Origin of the sequence: Mycoplasma sp. 3341 (assembly GCF_051549855.1) — a bacterium.
Lineage (GTDB): Bacteria > Bacillota_I > Bacilli_A > Mycoplasmatales > Metamycoplasmataceae > Metamycoplasma.
Window position 1 is genome coordinate 40,149 of the sequence record NZ_CP196080.1, and the last position, 20,182, is coordinate 60,330.

At 32.2% G+C, this 20,182-nt stretch carries 21 protein-coding genes; 12 read left to right on the plus strand and 9 right to left on the minus strand.

All coding sequences use genetic code 4. The features are described 5' to 3' along the window. Positions 1-8: 8 nt before the first annotated feature. The gene (gene leuS, locus ACSH40_RS00170; protein WP_438341552.1) at positions 9-2,420 is read right to left on the minus strand and encodes a leucine--tRNA ligase; all 2,412 of its coding nucleotides are present in this window, start codon (positions 2,418-2,420) and stop codon (positions 9-11) included. Positions 2,421-2,558: 138 nt separating this feature from the next. Here leuS and ACSH40_RS00175 point away from each other — a divergent pair, with 138 nt between their 5' ends. Together ACSH40_RS00175 and ACSH40_RS00180 are read left to right on the plus strand one after the other, a co-directional pair. Further along, positions 2,559-3,530, plus strand: a complete 972-nt coding sequence (locus tag ACSH40_RS00175) for a DHH family phosphoesterase (protein WP_438341553.1) — start codon at positions 2,559-2,561, stop codon at positions 3,528-3,530. Further along, positions 3,520-4,536 carry a DHH family phosphoesterase gene (locus tag ACSH40_RS00180; protein WP_438341554.1) on the plus strand — a complete coding sequence of 339 codons (1,017 nt, stop codon included), beginning with the start codon at positions 3,520-3,522 and terminating at the stop codon, positions 4,534-4,536. Before ACSH40_RS00175 ends, ACSH40_RS00180 begins: the two co-directional genes overlap by 11 nt. 15 nt (positions 4,537-4,551) lie before the next feature. Here ACSH40_RS00180 and secA read toward each other — a convergent pair whose 3' ends face one another. The 4 genes from secA to def all read right to left on the minus strand — a co-directional run bounded on the left by secA (position 4,552) and on the right by def (position 8,918). Next, positions 4,552-7,209, minus strand: a complete 2,658-nt coding sequence (secA, locus tag ACSH40_RS00185; RefSeq protein ID WP_438341555.1) for a preprotein translocase subunit SecA — start codon at positions 7,207-7,209, stop codon at positions 4,552-4,554. A gap of 90 nt (positions 7,210-7,299) precedes the next feature. Beyond that, positions 7,300-7,707: a hypothetical protein gene (locus tag ACSH40_RS00190; RefSeq protein WP_438341556.1), complete on the minus strand. Its 408-nt coding sequence runs from the start codon at positions 7,705-7,707 to the stop codon at positions 7,300-7,302. Beyond that, entirely contained in the window at positions 7,649-8,365 is a 717-nt protein-coding gene (locus tag ACSH40_RS00195) for a hypothetical protein (RefSeq protein ID WP_438341557.1), read from the minus strand. Before ACSH40_RS00195 ends, ACSH40_RS00190 begins: the two co-directional genes overlap by 59 nt. A gap of 1 nt (position 8,366) precedes the next feature. After that, a complete protein-coding gene (def, locus tag ACSH40_RS00200) occupies positions 8,367-8,918 on the minus strand; it encodes a peptide deformylase (RefSeq protein ID WP_438341558.1) in 552 nt (183 codons plus the stop codon). 98 nt (positions 8,919-9,016) lie between these two features. Here def and rsmD point away from each other — a divergent pair, with 98 nt between their 5' ends. From rsmD to tuf, 10 genes are all read left to right on the plus strand, one after another. Then, complete coding sequence (gene rsmD, locus ACSH40_RS00205) at positions 9,017-9,553, plus strand: 16S rRNA (guanine(966)-N(2))-methyltransferase RsmD (RefSeq protein ID WP_438341559.1); 537 nt, start codon at positions 9,017-9,019, stop codon at positions 9,551-9,553. Positions 9,554-9,596: 43 nt separating this feature from the next. Continuing rightward, entirely contained in the window at positions 9,597-10,190 is a 594-nt protein-coding gene (gene gmk / locus ACSH40_RS00210; protein ID WP_438341560.1) for a guanylate kinase, read from the plus strand. Positions 10,191-10,193: 3 nt separating this feature from the next. Then, positions 10,194-10,943 carry a PP2C family protein-serine/threonine phosphatase gene (locus ACSH40_RS00215; protein WP_438341561.1) on the plus strand — a complete coding sequence of 250 codons (750 nt, stop codon included), beginning with the start codon at positions 10,194-10,196 and terminating at the stop codon, positions 10,941-10,943. Then, positions 10,943-11,926: a serine/threonine-protein kinase gene (locus ACSH40_RS00220; RefSeq protein ID WP_438341562.1), complete on the plus strand. Its 984-nt coding sequence runs from the start codon at positions 10,943-10,945 to the stop codon at positions 11,924-11,926. Before ACSH40_RS00215 ends, ACSH40_RS00220 begins: the two co-directional genes overlap by 1 nt. Before the next feature lie 3 nt (positions 11,927-11,929). Next, positions 11,930-12,778, plus strand: coding sequence for a ribosome small subunit-dependent GTPase A (gene rsgA / locus ACSH40_RS00225; RefSeq protein WP_438341563.1), 849 nt, complete (start codon positions 11,930-11,932; stop codon positions 12,776-12,778). After that, entirely contained in the window at positions 12,771-13,430 is a 660-nt protein-coding gene (locus ACSH40_RS00230) for a ribulose-phosphate 3-epimerase (protein ID WP_438341564.1), read from the plus strand. The genes rsgA and ACSH40_RS00230 overlap by 8 nt, the downstream gene beginning before the upstream one ends. Before the next feature lie 2 nt (positions 13,431-13,432). Continuing rightward, positions 13,433-13,819, plus strand: a complete 387-nt coding sequence (gene tsaE / locus ACSH40_RS00235) for a tRNA (adenosine(37)-N6)-threonylcarbamoyltransferase complex ATPase subunit type 1 TsaE (RefSeq protein WP_438341565.1) — start codon at positions 13,433-13,435, stop codon at positions 13,817-13,819. Next, a complete protein-coding gene (locus ACSH40_RS00240) occupies positions 13,819-14,358 on the plus strand; it encodes a hypothetical protein (protein WP_438341566.1) in 540 nt (179 codons plus the stop codon). Before tsaE ends, ACSH40_RS00240 begins: the two co-directional genes overlap by 1 nt. Further along, complete coding sequence (gene tsaD / locus ACSH40_RS00245; RefSeq protein ID WP_438341567.1) at positions 14,358-15,311, plus strand: tRNA (adenosine(37)-N6)-threonylcarbamoyltransferase complex transferase subunit TsaD; 954 nt, start codon at positions 14,358-14,360, stop codon at positions 15,309-15,311. The genes ACSH40_RS00240 and tsaD overlap by 1 nt, the downstream gene beginning before the upstream one ends. A gap of 209 nt (positions 15,312-15,520) precedes the next feature. Next, entirely contained in the window at positions 15,521-16,708 is a 1,188-nt protein-coding gene (gene tuf / locus ACSH40_RS00250; RefSeq protein WP_438341568.1) for an elongation factor Tu, read from the plus strand. 85 nt (positions 16,709-16,793) lie between these two features. Here the strand turns inward: tuf and ACSH40_RS00255 are convergent, their stop codons facing one another. The 4 genes from ACSH40_RS00255 to ACSH40_RS00270 all read right to left on the minus strand — a co-directional run bounded on the left by ACSH40_RS00255 (position 16,794) and on the right by ACSH40_RS00270 (position 20,180). Continuing rightward, a complete protein-coding gene (locus tag ACSH40_RS00255; protein WP_438341569.1) occupies positions 16,794-17,126 on the minus strand; it encodes a hypothetical protein in 333 nt (110 codons plus the stop codon). Further along, on the minus strand, positions 17,126-17,935 hold the full coding sequence (locus ACSH40_RS00260) for a hypothetical protein (protein WP_438341570.1): 810 nt from the start codon (positions 17,933-17,935) through the stop codon (positions 17,126-17,128). Before ACSH40_RS00260 ends, ACSH40_RS00255 begins: the two co-directional genes overlap by 1 nt. 63 nt (positions 17,936-17,998) lie before the next feature. Further along, the gene (locus tag ACSH40_RS00265) at positions 17,999-19,444 is read right to left on the minus strand and encodes a phosphotransferase (protein ID WP_438341571.1); all 1,446 of its coding nucleotides are present in this window, start codon (positions 19,442-19,444) and stop codon (positions 17,999-18,001) included. Then, on the minus strand, positions 19,422-20,180 hold the full coding sequence (locus ACSH40_RS00270; protein ID WP_438341572.1) for a phosphotransferase: 759 nt from the start codon (positions 20,178-20,180) through the stop codon (positions 19,422-19,424). The genes ACSH40_RS00265 and ACSH40_RS00270 overlap by 23 nt, the downstream gene beginning before the upstream one ends. Between the last annotated feature and the right edge of the window lie 2 nt (positions 20,181-20,182).

Below are 20,182 nucleotides of genomic sequence, written 5' to 3' on the forward strand. Positions count from 1 at the left end.
AAAATTAATTATTTGCTAATTATGTTAAGTATAACACCCGGACGGTAAATAACTTTAACAATTTGTTTATTTTCTAAGTGTCTTTTTACACTTTCAACTTTTTGCGCTTCTTGCACAACTTTTTCTTCTGTTCAATCTTCTTCTATTGCAATTTCACCACGCACTTTTCCATTAACTTGGACTGCTATTATAGTTTGTGGTTTTATGATTTTAGCCTCATCCAATAAAGGTCAAGTTTGCTCTTTAATTTGTTTTTCATTTAGCATTTCTAAAATTTCTTCTGCTAAGTGGGGAGCAAAAGGTGAAAGTAAAATAGCAAAGTCTCTCAAGATTTTTAGATCATGAATACTTTCACATTTTGCTAAAAAGTTAATAAAGACCATCATTTTTGAAATAGCAATATTGAATTTTACTTTTTCAATATTTTCACTTACTTCACGAATCAAAATATTTATTTCTGATTCTAGTTCAACATTAACTTCTTTACTCAAAGGTTGATTAATCAAACGAGTCACTTGATTTAGAATTCTATCCAGTCATTTTCTAATTCCATTTATTGGATCAACACTTCAAGGTTTTGTGTCAGTCAAAGGCCCCATAAACATTTCGTATACACGTAATGTGTCAGCCCCTAATTCTTCAACTATATCGTCTGGGTTTATAACATTACCTAATGATTTAGACATCTTTTGTCCATCAGTTCCCAATATCATTCCTTGATTTACTAATTTCAAGAACGGTTCTTTGGTCGGAACTATACCAATATCAAATAAGAAACGATGTCAGAAGCGAGCATATAACAAGTGCCCGGCAGCATGTTCTTGTCCACCTACATATAGATCAACAGGCAATCATTTTTTAAATCTTCTTTTAGCTTCTTCACTGTCAATAGGTTCATAAGTTCCATCACTGTTTTTTAATATGTAAGCCAAGAAATATCAACTTGAACCTGCTCATTGTGGCATGGTGTTAGTATCGTGACGATATTTTTTGCCATCGATTTCAACATACAATCAGTCTTTTAAGTTTGCTAAAGGACTCTCTCCAGTTCCTGAAGGTTTAATATTTTTTGATTTCGGTAGCTCAACAATATCATCAACTAAAAGAATATTATCGTTTTCATCGAATAGGACTGGAAATGGCTCTCCTCAGTATCTTTGGCGTGAAAACACTCAGTCTCTTAAGCGATATTTTGTTTGGATTTTTCCTATTTTGTTATTAACTAGATACTCATTAATTTTTGTAGTTGCCTGACTATTATTAAGACCGTCTAGGAATTGAGAATTAATATGAACGCCATCTTCAGTGTATGCTTTTTCACTTCATGAACCTTCAATGACTGGTTTAAATAATAAATTGTGTGCTTTAGCAAATTCTCAGTCTCTTTGGTCATGACAAGGAACAGCCATGACTACTCCTGTACCATAGCTATTTAATACATAATCTGATACAAAAATTGGAATCAATTCTTGTGTAATTGGGTGAATAGCATATGAACCACTGAATACTCCTTTTTTAGGACGTGAGTCATTTGATCTTTCGATTTGATTCATTGAAATCACTGCTTGTTGTAATTGCTCAACTGCTTGGCGGTTTTCTTCAGTCACTAATTTTGAAACTAAGTTGTGTTCTGGAGCAATTGACAAGTAACTAACTCCAAAAATCGTGTCAGGACGAGTGGTAAAAACAGTAAGGCTGAAATCTTTATTGTCAACCTTGAAATCAATTTCAGTACCAACACTCTTTCCGATTCAGTTTCTTTGTAATGTTTTGATTGAGTCATTTCAGTCTAATTCATCTAAACCTTCAAGCAATTTTTCAGCATATGCAGTAATTTTTAAAACTCATTGACGCATTGGTTTTTTAACAACAGGATAGTTTCCTCTTTCTGAAACCATTTGTCCGTTTTGTTCCAAAATTTCTTCATTTGCTAGTACAGTACCTAATTCTTCACATCAGTTTACATCAACCATTTCAATACTTGCTAAACCATGTTTGTAAAGTTGTTTGAAAATTCATTGAGTAGTGATGTAAAACTTAGGATCAGATGTATTAACTTCTTTTGAAAAGTCATAGCTAAAACCTAGCATTTTTAGTTGACGGCGAAAATTATTAATATTATGTAGAGTGAATTCAGCTGGATCATTACCAGTTTTAAGAGCATATTGTTCCGCTGGTAAACCAAAAGCGTCCCATCCAATAGGATGTAAAACATCGTAACCATTTAAACGTTTATAACGACTCACTATGTCAGTAGCAATGTAACCTTCTGGGTGTCCAACGTGCAAGCCTGCTCCTGAAGGATACGGGAACATGTCTAATATGTAGGCTTTTTTGTTGCTTTTTTCTTCAGTTTTAAATGCGTTAGTTTTTTCTCAAACTGCCTGTCATTTTTTCTCTACACTACGGTGATCGTACATAAAAATTCCTTTGCTAAATTTGTCTTAAATTTTTATTATTTTAGTGGCTTAAAATAAATATAATATTAATATTATAAACAATTGCAAAAAACATTTTGTAATCGTTAAAATGCAAATAAAAATCAAGGAGATAATTACATGGCTAAAAACAGTTACAAGATTGCTGTCCAAGCAATCGAAGAAGCTAAAAATATTTTTATTTTTCACCACATTCGTCCTGACGGAGATTGTTTAGGTTCGCAGTTTGCTTTAAAAGAAATGATTAAGCTAAACTACCCTGACAAAAACGTTTATGCAATTGGTGATACTATTGGATCATTTCCATTCATGAAATTAGAACATGACAAAATTGAAAACATTCCTGCTAAAAACTTTAAAAATTCTTTAGCAATTGTTGTTGATGCTAACTCTTCAAATAGAATTCAAGACGTTAATTTAATACTTGAAAAAAGATTTACTAAAACTTTACGTATTGACCACCATCCAGTTGATCCAGATATTGACTACGACTATACATGAGAAGATAATGAATACGTTGCAGCTGGAGAACAAGTGGGTTACATTGCAATGAAGGCGAAATGAAAACTAAATAAAAGAGCTGCAGAATTATGTTATCTAGCAATCAATACTGATAGTGGTCGTTTCCAATTTGAAAGTGTTGTGAAACGTACATTCGATGTTGTGAGTTATTTACATAACGCTGAAGGATTTAAAGTTTACGATGTTAACTTACCGCTTTCACGCCGTGAAGAACAAAAAGTACGTTTCATGGCTTATGTTTTATTAAATTACAAAAAAGATGGGCAAGTTCTTTACTTCCACGTTACTAAAAGAATTCAAAAGAAATTCAAACTTGACGAAAACCAAGCAAATGATGTTAATGTTCTAGCGAATATTGGAGATTGCAAAATTTGAGTATTTTTCATTGATTCAGACAATGGAGACACAAGAGTAAGAATTAGATCAAATGGTGTGTGAATTAATCAAGTAGCTAACAAATGAAGAGGCGGAGGGCACGAATGTGCTGCCGGAGCTACAGTTAAAAACAAGTCAGAAATGAAAAAATTATTAGCTGACTTGCAAGAGGTTTTGAAAAACGATGCTAGATAATCGCCAAAAAATGAAAGTTTTCAAAGCAATCGAAAAGAAAATTAAGAAAGCTGAAAACATTGTTATTTTTCACCACATTCGTCCTGACGGTGATTGCTTAGGGTCGCAATTTGGATTTAAAGAATTGATTAAAACCAATTTTCCAAACAAAAATGTTTACACAATTGGAGACTCAAAAGGTTTATTCAGTTATTTAGATTTTGAATTTGATAATTTAGAGCTAAAGAAACTACCAAATTCACTAGCAATTATTGTTGATGCTAACTTTAAAGAAAGAATTGAGTGTCGTCAATTCTTAGATGAAAATGTTTTTGATGAAGTTATTAGAGTAGACCACCACCCAAATGATGATGACTTGAATGCTTCATTAGTTTGAGTCGAATCAGAAGCGCCTGCTGCTGCTCAACAAGTTGCTGAGATAGCAATAAAATTAGGTTGAAAAATTTCACCACAAGCAGCAACATACCTATTTTTAGGAATCTATACCGATAGCGTTAGATTAACAACAAACACAACTAATTCGCGCACATTGGACATAGTTTCAAAACTGTGAGCAAGTGGTGCTAAAAAAGATTTAATTTTCGTTAATATGGCGAAAAAATCTTCACAAGATATGAAAGTGGACGCTTTTATTCAATCTAATATGCAAATAAAAGATCAAGTTGTAAGTTTCTATTTTGATTTAGAAACACAAAGAAACTTCAATATCTTAGATCCGTTAAGAGCTAATCGACCTTATACGTTAGCTAACATTGATGACAACAAGATTTGAGTTTTTTTCACTCAAGAAAAAGCAAAAGGTACTGACGGAAGCACTCAAGATCAGATTCGTTGTGAATTTCGCTCTAATGGAGCATGTGTCAGAAATGTCGCAGTCAAATGAGGTGGTGGTGGACACCATCGTGCCTCAGGAGCACAAATTAACGATGCTTCGTTAATCCCACTGATAATTGCGGATTGTGAAAAAGAAGCACTTAATTTGGAAGGATACGACAACAAAAAATAGAGCCCTTTTCGAGCTCTATTTTTTTTTGTAACTTTTATTATTTTTTAGTGTATTGATACCAAGTTGATTTTCTAGTAAACCGCGCATCGCTTCGACTTGCTCTTCAATTTCTTGTTCGCTCATTCCTTCTTTAATTAGTGAGTCTTTATGATAGTCAAGAATTTGTTCTATGATTCCAATTTTGTTTGCAATGTCTTTAGCATTGGCATCCATATTTTCATGGACTGCGTTTGGTTTGCTTGCTTCAGGATTATTCATTAAATTTACAACACTTTCTAAGGCAATACGCTCAGTTAATTCTTCGAAACGTTTTGATCCTTCTTGTGTATAAACTTGATATGGGTTTTTTTGTGAGTATTGAACTAAGTTGGATGCTTGACGTAATTTATCCATTGTATTTATATGATCTTGTCAAGCTGCATCAAAAACTTTAAGAATAGTTGTTCTTTCAGTTGAAACAAGGGCAAACACTCCATATTTTTCAATCACATTTTCACGCATCATTGCATACTCTTGAATTAAACGATCGCTAATGAATTCAACAAGTTCTGGTTTTTCAAATTTTGATAATTCTTCTTTTGAAAAACGATAGTCGCTGTTATTTTCTAATCAATTTTTGTTTAAATATTCAGTAAATTTTTCAAAATCAATAGCATTGTTTTTTAAAGCGAAAAAACGGTTATTTACTGCTTGTTTAACAGTCGAAATAATCATTTTGTTAATAATAATACTTAAATCGTCCCGTTCTAAAATTCAGTCCCTTTGTTGATAAATAAGATCTCTTTGTTGACGAATAACATCATCATAGTTTAGGACGCTTTTACGATTGTCGTAATTGAAACCTTCGATTTTCTTTTGTGCTCTTAAAAAGGCAATCTGAATAGCTTTACCATCAATTGGTCTATCTTTATAACTTGCAAACATTTCTTTTCATTTATCTTGTAAACTAAAACGTAAAATTAATTGATCGTCTAAGCTTAAAAAGAATTTTGAGTATCCGACATCTCCTTGACGTCCAGAACGTCCTTTAAGTTGGTTATCGATCCGACGAGATTCAGCCTTATCAGTACCTAAAACATATAATCCTCCAACAGCTTTTGCTTCGTCAGAAGGTTTGATGTCAGTTCCCCGACCGGCCATATTAGTAGCAATTGTTACTGCACCTAGCTGTCCTGCTTTAGCAATAATATCTGCTTCTTCAGCATTTTGTTTTGCGTTTAAGACAGTGTGAGGAATGTTTGCTTTAACCAAGTACTCATGTAATCTTTCCGAGTCTTCTACTTGTGCTGTTCCGATTAATATCGGTTGTTTACGAGCATACACTTTTTTAACTTCTTCAACAATAGCCATATATTTTGAGTGCATATCAACAAATATTAAGTCTTGATCATCATATCTTTGCAACGGTTTGTTAGTTGGAATAACGTTTACACGCATGTTGTAAATGTCAATAAATTCTTTTTCTTCGGTCTTGGCAGTACCAGTCATACCACTCAATTTTTTGAATAAACGGAAAAAGTTTTGGTAGGTAATTGTAGCAAGTGTTTTGTTTTCTGGTTCAATCTCTAGTTGTTCTTTTGCCTGTAATGCTTGTTGCAATCCTTCTGAGTAAGCACGCCCTTCCATAATACGTCCTGTAAATGAGTCAACCAACTCAATTTTGTTGTCGCGAACAATGTACTCAACATCATTTTTCATTATTTTGTGTGCTCTCAAGGCATTTTGAATTCTATGAACTAGTTCAGAATTTTCAATGTCATAAAGGTTAGCTAGACCGAAATATAAGTTAGCTTTATCAATACCTTGCTCAGTTAAATAAACAGATTTTGTTTCTTCATCAATGTAATAATCTTCTTCATCTAAATTACGAACAAACAAGTCAGCTGTGTTGTATAAGTAACTTTCACCTGTATCTCCACCAGAAATGATTAACGGCGTCTTAGCTTCATCGATCAAAATTGAGTCAACTTCGTCTAGAAGGATGTAGTTAAGTCCTCTTTGAACTTTTTCTTCTTTACGCATTACCATGTTGTCTCTTAGGTAGTCAAATCCCAGCTCTGAGTGAATTGAGTATGTAATGTCACAGTTGTAAGCTTCACGTTTTAGTTCCGGAGACATTTGTGCCTTGTTAATTCCAACACTCAAACCAAGTCAATTGAATACTTCACCCATTTCAGTAGCATCACGTTCTGCAAGATACTCGTTAACAGTTGAAACGATAACATTTTCTCCACTGAGTGCATTTAAATAAACAGGAGCAATCGAAGTAATGGTTTTACCTTCTCCTGTTTTCATTTCAGCTACTGAACCTAAGTCTAAAATAACTCCACCCAACATTTGTACGTCGAATGGTCGTTTTCCTAAAACCCTTTTTGTTGCTTCCCTACTTACTGCAAACGCTTCTGCTCTAATATCTTCTAATGTTTCACCTTTTGATAAACGATTTTTGAATTCAGCTGTTTTGTTCTTTAATTCATCATCACTTAACTTTTGAATTTCATTTTCTCAATTATTAATTTGATTTAGAGTGAGGTAAGCAATTCGCATTTCAGCAGTTCTAAATTTAGGTTTGTATCATTTACTTTTTTCTTCAGGTCTGCGAGGAATAACATATTCAGTAGAATCGACTTGTTGGTCTTTTGTTTTAGTAATTTTGTTCAAAATTTTACTCATAATTACAATTTTACCCTTTTAATGACTATTTTTTACTTAAAGTAAAAAACCCTTTACGTAAAGAAAAATTCGCCAATGGCGAATTTGTAATTATTGTTGTTTAGTTTTGTTTGTAAAAATATTGGCAAAATTATTTAAAACATCTTCAAATCTCTGTTTTTCAAGTGGTGAAGATTCCAATACCTTTTGGTAGTCTGTATTAACAAAAGATGTACGTACTATTTCTTTTAGATTGCTTACTTCTTTGTCTGTTAAATTTAAATCCAATGACATGTTTTCAAATTCTTTTTTCGCTTTTTCAATGTTTTCTTGATTTGATAAGTAGTCTACTGCTTCTTTATCGAATTTTACTTTTTCAAGTTTTTCACCCAAATCACTTTCAGGATTATTGACAATGGTTTTGATTACTGGTAAAGCTAAATCTGAATTTAAAATCGTTCTAACAGTATTGATTGTTTCTGGAGTAATAGGAACTGTTTGTTTCGTTTCCAGATTCATTTGATGAATTTGCATCGGATTTAATGTCCTCTAAAGCATTAGCAATTTGTTCCAAATCTTTAGTTAATTCTTCTCTTTTTTCAGTATTTGTTGAATATTCAATAGCTTTTGTTATGACTGGTATTTCTGATGAAATTGACTCACCTTTTCCAAGTGTAATAGCTTTAATTGCTGGTTTTATAACAAGTCTATCTCATCAAGTTTCTTCGTAGTTTTTATTGGCTAAAGCAACCACTGAACCACCCAATATTCCAATAGGAGCAGTAATTGCCATTGTTAATAATCCACCCACAATTTTTGAAGCAATGTGTTTCTTTTCGCAACCTTTGCTGTAACATCTTAAAATTCTTTTGCGTCTTACAAAATAGAACGCAATTGCAAAAACAATCAAAGAAAATAGTCAAATTACCAATAAAATTGCAAGTGCAACAATGGTAATGATGTAAGGTTTTGCAACTTCTGCGTAATCTTTGTATTTTTTAAATGCCTCGATTGTTGTAACAAGGTTAAATATTGGATCACTTGCTAAAATAATTGAAAAAACAATAACAGCACTAATAACAAAAGTAATTAAAGATCACAATCAACGCTTGAAAAATCCAATTAAAAATCCGATAATGGCCAGTACAACAACAAGTCCAATTGATGCTCAAATCATATTATCCTAACAGCTCCATATTTTTGTCTTCTTTTCAAGGGTTATTTTTGTCAATGCGATCTAAGAATAATTTACCTTGCAAGTGATCTAATTCATGTTGCATAACAATTGCTTCATAACCAGAAACATCGTATGTTTTTTCTTTTTTTTCAAAATATGAGTATGCTTTTACTTTTATGCGACGGTATCTTGGAACATATCCTTCTTGATGTGGTCATGTTTCAGAAACACTTAGACACCCTTCTCCTTCAGCAAGCGATTGTTTTAATTCTGAGTGGGCAATCACGCGTGGATTAACTAGTGCATCACGAAAAATCATATTACCTTCTTCATCCTGAATCATAATGTAAAAAATATTTTTCAAAATTCCATATTGAACAGCGGCCACTCCAACACCTGCTCTAAATTTTGATCCTTCTTTTTGACTATCATCAATGTGATAAATCATTTTTTGAATCAATAGATCATCTTCTTGAGTCAGGGGAATTGGAACGTCTTTCGACTTTTCTCTTAGTACCTTATTAGGTAACTTTACTAACTTTACTTCAAACATATTTGAAATTATAACAAAAAAGGCCTTATCAAACTCTTTAACTATGTTAAAAAATACTCAAAATGACTGAAAAATGCAAGTGTATTATAATTATTTGTATGTTAAGAATAGTAGCTGGAAAATATCGAAATACACGTTTAGAACAACCAGATAAAAAAATCACTCGAGCAAGTAGTGAAAAACTTCGTGAAGCATTGTTTTCATCTTTAAGTTTTGAGCTTGAAGATAAAATCTTTTTGGATTTGTTTGCAGGCAGTGGCGCTTTTGGTTTTGAAGCAATCAGTCGAGGAGTCAAAAAAAGCATTTTGATTGAGAAAAATCGCGAAGCATATAAGGTTATTGCAAAAAACGCCGAAAAATTCAAAAAGATTGAATTTGAGTTAAAAAACACTGATGCTTTAATCTTTTTGCAAAAAACGGAACAAAAATTCGACTTTATTTTTATCGACCCGCCATATGCAAATCAAACTCTTTATACTGAATCTTTAAGATTGATAAGCGAAAGAGATTTATTGACTGAAAATGGAAAAATTATTCTTGAAACAGCTCGAAAAGACTTTTCAACACCCCTTTTCGAAACTACAAAAGTTAAGAAATATTCAATCAGCTGAGTTTATTTTTTAGAAAAGCGTTAGTTTTACTGCTTTTTAGAATATAATTCTAAAATTAAGGAGTTTTATGTCAAAAGAATTTAATAAAAAAATCATTATTTTTACAGGGCCTTCTGGAGTTGGAAAAGGAACAATAGAAAAGCAACTTTTCAGGGATGTAGCATTAAAATTAAAGCTTTCAGTTTCAGCAACAACTCGTAAACCACGTGTTGGCGAAGAAGAAGGGGTACACTACTATTTTGAAACCAAAGAAGAATTTGAACAACACATAAAAAATGGTGATCTATTGGAGTACTCACAACACTTCGATAATTACTATGGAACTTTATACAGTGATCTAGAAAGAATTTCTTCTTCAGGATATATCCCATTTTTAGAAATTGAAACTAATGGCGCATTACAAATAATTAACAAATATGCTAAGAAAAATAATCTTGACAAGATTGTTTCTATTTTCGTTATGCCACCTTCATTTCAAGAATTAAAAAGAAGAATTGAAGAACGTGGTTCAGAAACTCCTGAAACTCTTAAAAAACGGATGGAAAAAGCATACGACGAAGTTCGTTACATAAGTCAATTTAATTATGTTGTTACAAATGATACTGTTGATGGAACCTACCAAGAAGTCAAAAGAATTATTGAAAAGGAATTCAATCTTTAGTCTATGTTCGACTGATGTTTTAAGTCAGACATAGGTGTTCGCAGTAATAATGAAGACAACGGTTGTTTTTTACAAAACGACATTGTTGCAATGGGTGTAGTTTGTGATGGACTAGGTGGCCATGAAAATGGTGAAGTTGCTTCACAAGTTGCAGTGGATGAATTTAGCAAGTATTTTAATGAAACGGATTTTAATTTTCTTGATGAAAATAATCATGAGGAAGTTCGCACATGATTGAATAAAGGGATTTTAAAAGCTGAAGCAAAAATGAAAGAGCTTGTTAAATTGAAAAAAGCAAGCAGTGATATGGGGACCACTATCACTATGTTTTTGTGTTTTAAAAAGACCAAAACAGTTTACATATTAAACATTGGTGACTCACGCACATACTTATATAATGGATTTTTACATCAAGTAACCAAAGATCACAATGTTTTAAACACTATGATTGATGAGCAGAAAATACTTCCTGAGATTGCAATGCAAGATATAAATTATGCAAAACTAGTTTCTGCTTTAGGACCAAACAAACCTTCTAAAAGTGAAGTGTTTTTACTTAAAAAAGAAAACCATCCTAAACTTTTACTTTTAACTACTGATGGAATTCATGATTTTGCAAGTAAACCTGCAATAGAGCAAATCTTGCAAAGTTCTAATTCTACTCTTTCGCAAAAATGCCAGCAATTAATCAATACGGCAATGAAAAATAAATCAAATGACAATATGACCTGTTTACTAGTGGAGATTAAATAATGAACGTAAATACTCAAAAAATGGAAGAAAAATATGAAATTGTTTCCGAGATCGGGACAGGGGGAATGGGTAGCGTTTTCCTGTGTCGCAGTAGAGAAACCTTAAAACAAGTAGCAGTCAAAGTCATAAAATCAGACCATTCGACGATCGAAAAACAACGTTTCATTTCGGAAATTGAAACAATGAAACAAATTAAATCAAATTATGTTGTTCGTTATTATGATGCAGAAATCGATGACAATGTTTCTTGAATAGTTATGGAATATGTTGAAGGAACAGTTTTAAAAGACTTAATTAAAAAAACTGGTGGTCTCGAAACAGGTCTAGCAATCACACTAGCAAAATACATTGCTTTGGGTTTAGCTGATATTCACAGCGCAGGTATAATTCATCGTGATCTTAAATCAAGTAATATTATTCAAACAAAAACAGGAAGCGCGAAAATTATTGACTTCGGTATTGCCTTAAATGAAGCGAGTCCAAGATTAACTCAAGTCAACAAAGTGGTTGGTACTCCAGAGTATATAGCACCAGAACTGATTGAAAAAACACAAGGTCCTTCAGTACAAAGCGATATTTACTCATTTGGAATTTTGTTGTATGAAATGTTAGAAGGGCACAACCCATATAGCAATGTTGAAGGAATGAAAAATCAATTGCTAAGTCATGTAAATCAAGAAATTCCCAAACTTACAAACTTAAATCGTACAATACCAATGCCAGTGCAAAACATTATCAACAAGTGTTGTGCTAAAAAACCTGAAGATCGCTACGAAAGTTGTTTCGAGTTATACAATGATCTTAACACCTGTTTAGATCCATATCGTGCTTTTGAAAGCGAAATCTCATTTTCTAAAAACAAGAAAAAGACTAGTTTTGAGTGATTCCACAATAAAAAGTTCACTGTCTCTTTAATTGTTGTAACAGCAGTTCTATTTGCTATTTTTGTGGCTATTTTGATTTATCTAGCAGTTAAAGGTTAAGAAATGGAATACGGAAAAATAATAAAATCAGTTGCTGGATTTTACGATGTGAAAACTAAAAGCGGTCAAATTTTTAGAACTAGAGGAAGTGGTAAACTACGTCTTCTAGATATTAAACCCACTGTTGGAGATTGAGTGGATTTCATTCCCGATGGTTTGATTCATAAAATCTATGAACGTAAAAACATTTTTATTCGTCCCAAGATTGCTAATGTTGATCAAGCGATTGTAGTCATGTCGCTAGTCGAACCTGAATACTCATCGCTCCTAATTGATAAATTTTTGATTATTATTGAAAACAAAAATGTTGAACCAGTTATAGTTCTGACAAAAAAAGATTTAACAAGCGACTCAAAAATTTCATACTACAAAAAACAAGGTTACAAAGTTTTTGAAATTGATTACACACAACCACAAACATTAGAAGGTCTGAGTGCTGTTTTTAAAAATAAAACTAGTTTCTTTGTAGGGCAGACTGGAGTAGGCAAAACTACTTTGATTAATTATTTAGCAAAAACGAATTTTGAGACTCAAGCAATTTCTAAAGCTTTGAACAGAGGAAAACATACAACTCGGGAAGTTAGTTTGATTGAATTCAATGGCGGAGAAATCATTGACACTCCTGGTTTTAGTTCGATTGATTTTGATTTGACAATTGATGAACTTCCAACTGCCTTTAAAGTTTTTCGCGAAAATGCAGTCAAATGCAAATTTAGTTCTTGTAGACATGATCAAGAAACTCTTGATGACTGTGAAATTAAAAAAATGGTTCAAAGTGGTGAAATTAAGCATGAAAGATATCAGAACTATTTGACTTTTTTAAGAAAAATGAAAGAGGACAACTATGCATAAGCACACAATATCACCTTCGATTTTAGATGTACCTAAAGATAAGCAAGTTGAGTATGTAAAGCAGTTAATTGACTGAGGAATTGAGTATGTTCACTATGACGTTATGGATAATAAATTTGTACCAAACATTGCTTTAAGTACTGAAATAATCAAAGAAATTTCACAAAAATGTCCTAAACACATTATGGATATTCACTTGATGGTTGAAGATGTTGAGTCATATATTGAACAATTTAATTCTTTTGCCGATGTTATAACATTCCATGTTGAAGCGGTCGATACTCAGCGCTTAAGAAAAATTTATCAAAAATATTTTGCTGACAAAAAAGTTGGTTTAGGACTGGCAGTTAAACCTAAAACTGACATATTTTCAATCGATCCTGAAATCCTAAAAAATGTAAAAAGAATTTTAATTATGAGTGTTGAACCTGGTTTTGGTGGGCAAAAATTAATGCCTGAAACTCTTGCTAAAGCTAAAGAATTTAGTAAGTACATCAAAGAAAACAACCTTGATATAGAAATTCAAATGGATGGTGGTATCAATGGTTCTACTATTGAAAATGTTTTTAGTTCAGGAGTTAAATTAGCAGTAGTCGGTTCATACTTAGTTAAAAACTTTTCAAAACAAACAATTGATAAACTGATTGGATAAAAATGCAAAAAAAGGTTTTCATCTTTGAACATAATCAATCACTAGAGCCACTGGCTTCTTATTTACTGTCTTTAAATGTTGAAGCGATTTTGATGAATGGTGAGTTAGGTGCAGGGAAGACCACTCTAACCAAATGTATTGCAAAAATGCTGAATATTGAAAAAGAAATTGTGTCACCAACATTCAATACTATCCTTGTTTATGAAGGATTAGTACACATCGATGCTTATAAACTAACAGGTTCATTGTCTGGGTTTGAAGATTATTTTGAGGATAACTTGGTGGTTGTTGAGTGGTCTGATAATATTAGTCACAATTTTAGTCACTACGCAAAAGTCAATGCTTATCTTAAGGATAGTCAACACATTTTTGAAGTAGAGGAAGTGTAATGAATTTATTTTTAGATGGTTGTTTAGAAGATTTGGCAATTGGTTTATATAACTCGAAATTAAAACTTATAGACAAAATTATCATTGACAAACTTAATAAAAAAGTAGATGTTTTACCACATTTGGTCGAGAAAATTCTTACTCAAAATAGTGCAAAAGTTACTGATTTGAATGCTATTTATATCAATGTAGGACCAGGTTCTTTTACAGGTAGTAGAATCGCCCTTACTTTTGCTAGAACAATTTGCCAAATACACAAAAACACTCAACTATATGTTACTTCGACAATTCAACTACTGAAAAAACAACTGAAAAATGACATTTTATTCATCAAGGCTAATAAATATGCTTCATACAAAATTGACACAAACAATGATGAAAAACACGAGTTAGTGAAAAACATTGTTGTTGATGAAATTGACTACAGTGAATTACTTATAAATTTTAAAGAGTATCAAAAATGTTTCACATTAGTAGAAGACTTAGAAAGCGTTGATGTTAAGTATTTTCATGACCCACAAATTGGAGGACTAGAATAATGCTTGTATTAGGAATCGAAACTAGTCACGATGATACGTCACTAGCAATTGTTAGCAGTCGAAAAGGTGTTTTAAAAATAGTAACAATAAGTCAAATTGAAGTACACAAAAAATATGGCGGAACTGTTCCTGAAATTGCTTCACGTTTGCATGTTAAAAACATTTATCTAGCATTAGAGGAAATTAAAAAAGATTTTGATTTAAATAAAATTGACTTGATTGCATACACAGCAAAACCAGGTTTGATTGGTGCACTTCAAATTGGTTTTTTAGCAGCAAAGGCAATCGCTATGACACTGCAAAAACCTATAGTTCCTATTGATCACATAGAAGGTCACTTTTTTTCAGCTTCAATAGGTCAAAAAATCAAATATCCAGCTTTAGGATTGGTAGTTTCTGGTGGACACACACAAATAATTCTTGTTCAAAATAGTTTTAAAATGAGTGTTATAGGCTCAACAATTGATGATGCAGTTGGAGAATGTTATGACAAGATCGGACGTAAACTAGGTTTAGAACATCCAGGAGGTCCAAAAATTGACAAAATTGCTTCAACTCATAAAAGTAATATTAAGCATCATTTTTCTATCCCACACACTGAAAATGAGTATGATTTTTCACTCAGTGGAATAAAAACTCAATTTATTAACTTCATTAATAATTATCGCAACCGAAATGAGCAAGTTCCAGTCGAGGATATAGCTGCCAAATTTCAAGAAACCATTGTTGAGTATTTAAAAGAAAAAATGACGAAAGCAATTGAAACTTTTCAACCAAAATCAATAGTTTTGTGTGGTGGTGTTAGTGCTAACAATGCGATTAGAAATATGTTCCTAACTATTCATCCAAATGCTTTGGTTCCACTTAAAGAATATGCCACTGATAATGGAGCAATGATTGCAAAAGCAGCAATTGAAATTTACAAAGATAGTTTTAAGAAGGCTAAAAAATAACTCTTAACAAATACTCATTTTGTTTCTCTACAAAGTAGAGAACAAACACCAATAAGAAAAAAAAGAGTTTTTTTTGCTAAAATTTAATAAGTATTTAACGCAATGGACAGGATATAGGTGAAAGACTATACTTAGGTTGGTTTAACGCGTTAAATTAAAATCGAAAAATAGTTTTATAAATTACAAACAAATTTCAGAAAGGAAATACAATGGCAAAATTAGATTTTGACCGTTCAAAAGCTCACGTTAACATTGGAACAATCGGACACGTTGACCACGGTAAAACAACATTAACAGCTGCTATTGCTACTGTTTTATCTAAAAAAGGTCTATCAGAAGCTCGTGATTATGCTTCTATCGATAATGCACCAGAAGAAAAAGAACGTGGAATTACAATTAACACAGCTCACATCGAATACAACACAGAAAAACGTCACTATGCACACGTTGACTGTCCAGGGCACGCTGACTATGTTAAAAACATGATTACTGGAGCTGCTCAAATGGATGGAGCTATCCTAGTAGTTGCTGCAACTGATGGAGCAATGCCTCAAACACGTGAACACATCCTACTTTCAAAACAAGTTGGAGTTCCAAAAATGGTTGTTTTCCTAAATAAAGTTGACATGCTAGAAGGTGAAGAAGAAATCATCGACCTAGTTGAAATGGATATTCGTGACCTATTATCATCATACGAATTCGACGGAGACAACACACCAGTTATTCGTGGATCAGCTCTTAAAGCTCTACAAGGAGATCCAAAATATGAAGCTGCTATCATGGAATTAATGGATGCAGTTGACACATGAATCGACGAACCTCCAAGAGAAACTGACAAACCATTCCTAATGGCAGTTGAAGACGTTTTCACAATTACAGGACGTGGAACTGTTGCAACAGGTAGAGTTGAACGTGGAAAACTACAACTGAACGAAGAAGTTGAAATCGTTGGACTAAAAGACACCAAAAAAACAGTTGTTACAGGAATTGAAATGTTCCGTAAAAACCTAAAAGAAGCTATGGCTGGAGACAACGCTGGACTATTACTACGTGGAATTGACCGTGATGATGTTCAACGTGGACAAGTTTTAGCAAAACCTAAAACAATTATCCCTCACACAGAATTCAAAGCTGCTATCTATGCACTTAAAAAAGAAGAAGGGGGACGTCACACACCATTCTTCGCTAACTATAAACCACAATTCTACTTCCGTACAACAGACGTTACAGGTGGAATTAAATTCACAGATGGACGTGAAATGGTTGTTCCAGGAGAAAACGTTGACTTAACAGTTACTCTAATCGCTCCTATCGCCGTTGAAAACGGAACAAAATTCTCAATCCGTGAAGGTGGAAGAACTGTTGGAGCTGGAACAGTTACAGAAGTTCTAAAATAATTATTTTCAAAGAAGCAACTTTCAAGTTGCTTTTTCTTTTTTGCTTTTTGGTGACAAAAACACAAAAAAAGCAGCTTTTAGCTGCCTATTTTTCATCGTTGTACATTTCAAATAATTCATAACCGTCAAGAGTTTTTCTTATTTGAAAATGTCTATTATTAGCTTTAAATGTACCGTTTAGTCCTTTTTCTCTTTGTGTTAAACTACTCATAATCATTAAATTATCATTAGTAGGCAGTTCATTTTTTTTGACAGGATACAGAACATCTATTTCTCAAGAAAATTCTGAATCTGTTTTATATTCATCACGAACTATTTTTCTCCCGGCAAAATCTTCTGCTTCTTGTTTGTTTCCATATACAGCATTTCATGCTTGTAAAGCCATCATTTTTTCTTGTTCAAAATCTGCGTTAGTCATTATTCTCCTTTTAAAATCAAAATCGGTTCAAAAAGTAGGTGTTGCATTTGATTGACTTCATCTAATATTATTTTTATTTTGAATGACATTTTTTCTACTTCTAGATCAGCTAGTTGTGGATTTTGGTGTTCATAATTTTTTAAAGCAACAAAAAGAGCTTTGATTGTTATAGCTGATGTTAGTTTAAATTTCGTAGTGCTGTCTTTGATATAACCATATGTAGCAGTAAAATCAAAGTGATCGATGTAGTCTAGCAATGTTTTAAATGTTAGTTTGCTATCCTTTTTCTCTTCATCGTTTGCATATCATTCCTTGAAAATGTTTGACACATTGAACTCCAATTCATCATTGCTTTTTACATTTTCATAGGTGAAACTTTCGTTTGAAAAATGTTTATCGTCTTTATATATTTCTTTTAAGTATTTTTCATAGTTTTCTTTAACTAGAGTACCAATTAATTGTTCGTTAATCTTAAATTTAAAGACGTTATTATTTTTAACTGAAAACTCTCTAATCATAGTTCCAGAAGCAAAAGCATTGACAAAATCATATTTTTGACTCTGAAGTTCTCATTTTTTTGATTCTGAGTTTTGAACTAGCTCTACTTTTGTTTCTTGCTCTTTATTTGCGCCGACATAACCTTCAAGAAGTGGTTTTTGTGTTTCATGTTTTTTAGCTTTGGTAACAATTGGAATAATAGCTATCAAGCCAATAAAACAAAGTGCAAGCCCTGAAAATATTAGTGCAGAACGCAGCTTATGTTTTTTTGCTTTTGGTTTCTGAATAATTTCTTGATTTTGATTTTCCATAATTAAAAATTATACTAAACAAGACACTAAAGCAATGAAAAAGATGGCTATGCCATCTTTTCACTAGTGTTTGTTTCAGTTGTAAATCAGATCTTTAATTCTTTTAATATTAATCCGCGAGTGAAATTCATCATCAAGTTTTACTTTATTTGCTAAATAAGCAAGAAACTGAGCTATGACGCGGTATTTAATGAAATCTTGTGGACATTTACGTCCATAAGTCTTTCAAAAGATTGCTTCCTGGTGTTCATTCAATCCCATGTTTTCAAACAAATTAGCAATATCAACCAATGGATCTCCTTTAGCAGCTTGATCTCACTGAGTAATATAAACACTTTGATTTTTTGAAAAAAAGATATTATCAATTGAAAGTGAATTGTGACAGTTAGCATTAAGGTTTAACTGAGATACTCACTTACGCATATTATGAATAAAGATTGAGTCAAAATCTTCCTTTAATGCTTCGATACCAATTTGGTTTAGAGAATTTTTAATCTTTTTATCTAAAACTGAAGGCGGAAATTCAATTTTCGAAGTATGCAAAATCTTAATAGCACGAGCAATCGAACGAATTTTCCTGTCAGTCAAAAAACCTGTTGTGTTTGCTTCCATTCAACGTCAAATGATAATTTTGTCATCTTGATACACATAGACTGGCACAAAATAAAATTCATTTAGTAAATCAATGTTTAAACGATCTCCAAAGCCATCCTTGACTTTTTGTACTATGAAACGAGACTGGTAGTTATAGAACTTGTTTTGGTAAAGATATAATGCTCTTGCTATTTTTGGCAGCGGTGTTTCAAGGTGTGAATAAAATTGGCTAAAAGTTGCTTTTTCCCTTGTCTTAACTAAATAAATAAAATCTTCCAGTTGAGTTAAGGTAATATCGAATTCATCACATAACAATTGTTTTGAAATACCTAAATTAATATACATCATAGCAGCATCAGCAGCAGGGTAATTGTAAGAACAAGCACCAAAGTCAATCAATTTAATTTTTCCCAGGCTATTAACTATGACATTCGAACGCTTTATGTTGTTATGACACAATACCAAGTCATCATTGGCATATTTTTTTAGAAGCATATCATATTTTGTGTCATCAATTTTACAACTATATCAATTAAAAATTGGAGCCTTGAATTTTGTGTTGTGTAGTTTTTTTACTTCAACAATAAGATTGCGAATAATTGTTCGATTAATCTTGATTTTTGTCAAATCTTGGCCATTATATCATTTCTTGATTAGGTACCCATCTTTGTAAAATAAATAGTCATCAAAATTCTTAGCAATGACTTTTTTAGTCATTTTTGAGTCTTCGTCAAACTTTGGGATTCTGATTTGGACCATTTCACCACGATATTTAGCACGGTAAGTCTTGTTCTTAAAGCCTTCATAGTAAAAGTAAATATCACTTATTTTTTCACTAATAACCGAGCCAAAAACTCCTCTTAACTCTTCGATAACAAGTTTAGACTCAGTTTTATTGAGTTTGTCTTGTAGCATTTTTAATTTCTTCTAGTTGATTCATATATTCATCAACTCTTTTAATGTAAAGACTGTCATCAAAAGGTTTAACAGGATGTTTGTTTATCCATAGCACAACTAAAGCATTAACCAAAATTTTGTGAATGTGAACATAGTAAGGTTCAAAGTCATCGCCATAACCTTCATATAATCACTGAGTTTGTTCTTCGGTAAGACTTTGTGATTCAATAAAGTAAGCAAGGTCAAAGTGAACATCTCCCATTGTGGCGTATTCTCAATCAGTAATGAAGAGATTTTTGTTTTCATCCTCAATAAAATTGAATAGTCACAAGTCATTGTGGCAAGGAGCAGAGTTGTCGATATTTTTCAAGAAGAGATTAATTTTTTTGTAGTGTTTATCTAAAACGTCAATCTTGCGTCCTAGTTCACTAACCTTTTGGCGATATACTTTGAATCTTCTTGCTAAATTGTTAGCAGGAAAACGTAATTTTGAGTTGTGAATTGTAATCAGCATTTGACCGATTTTTATTAAGTTTTCTTTGTTTAATTCTGGTTGTTTACCTTTGATAAATTCTGTTACTAAAGTTTTTTCATCATCATATAAAACTTTAGGGCTGAAATCAAATTTGTTAAGGATTTGATAATCAATTTTGTGATTGAATTCATCATATTGTTTTTCTTTAATGAATGTGTTTTGTTTATCATCAAAATAAGTTTTATTGGTAAAACCTTGATTTTTTAATAGATGTTTCATGA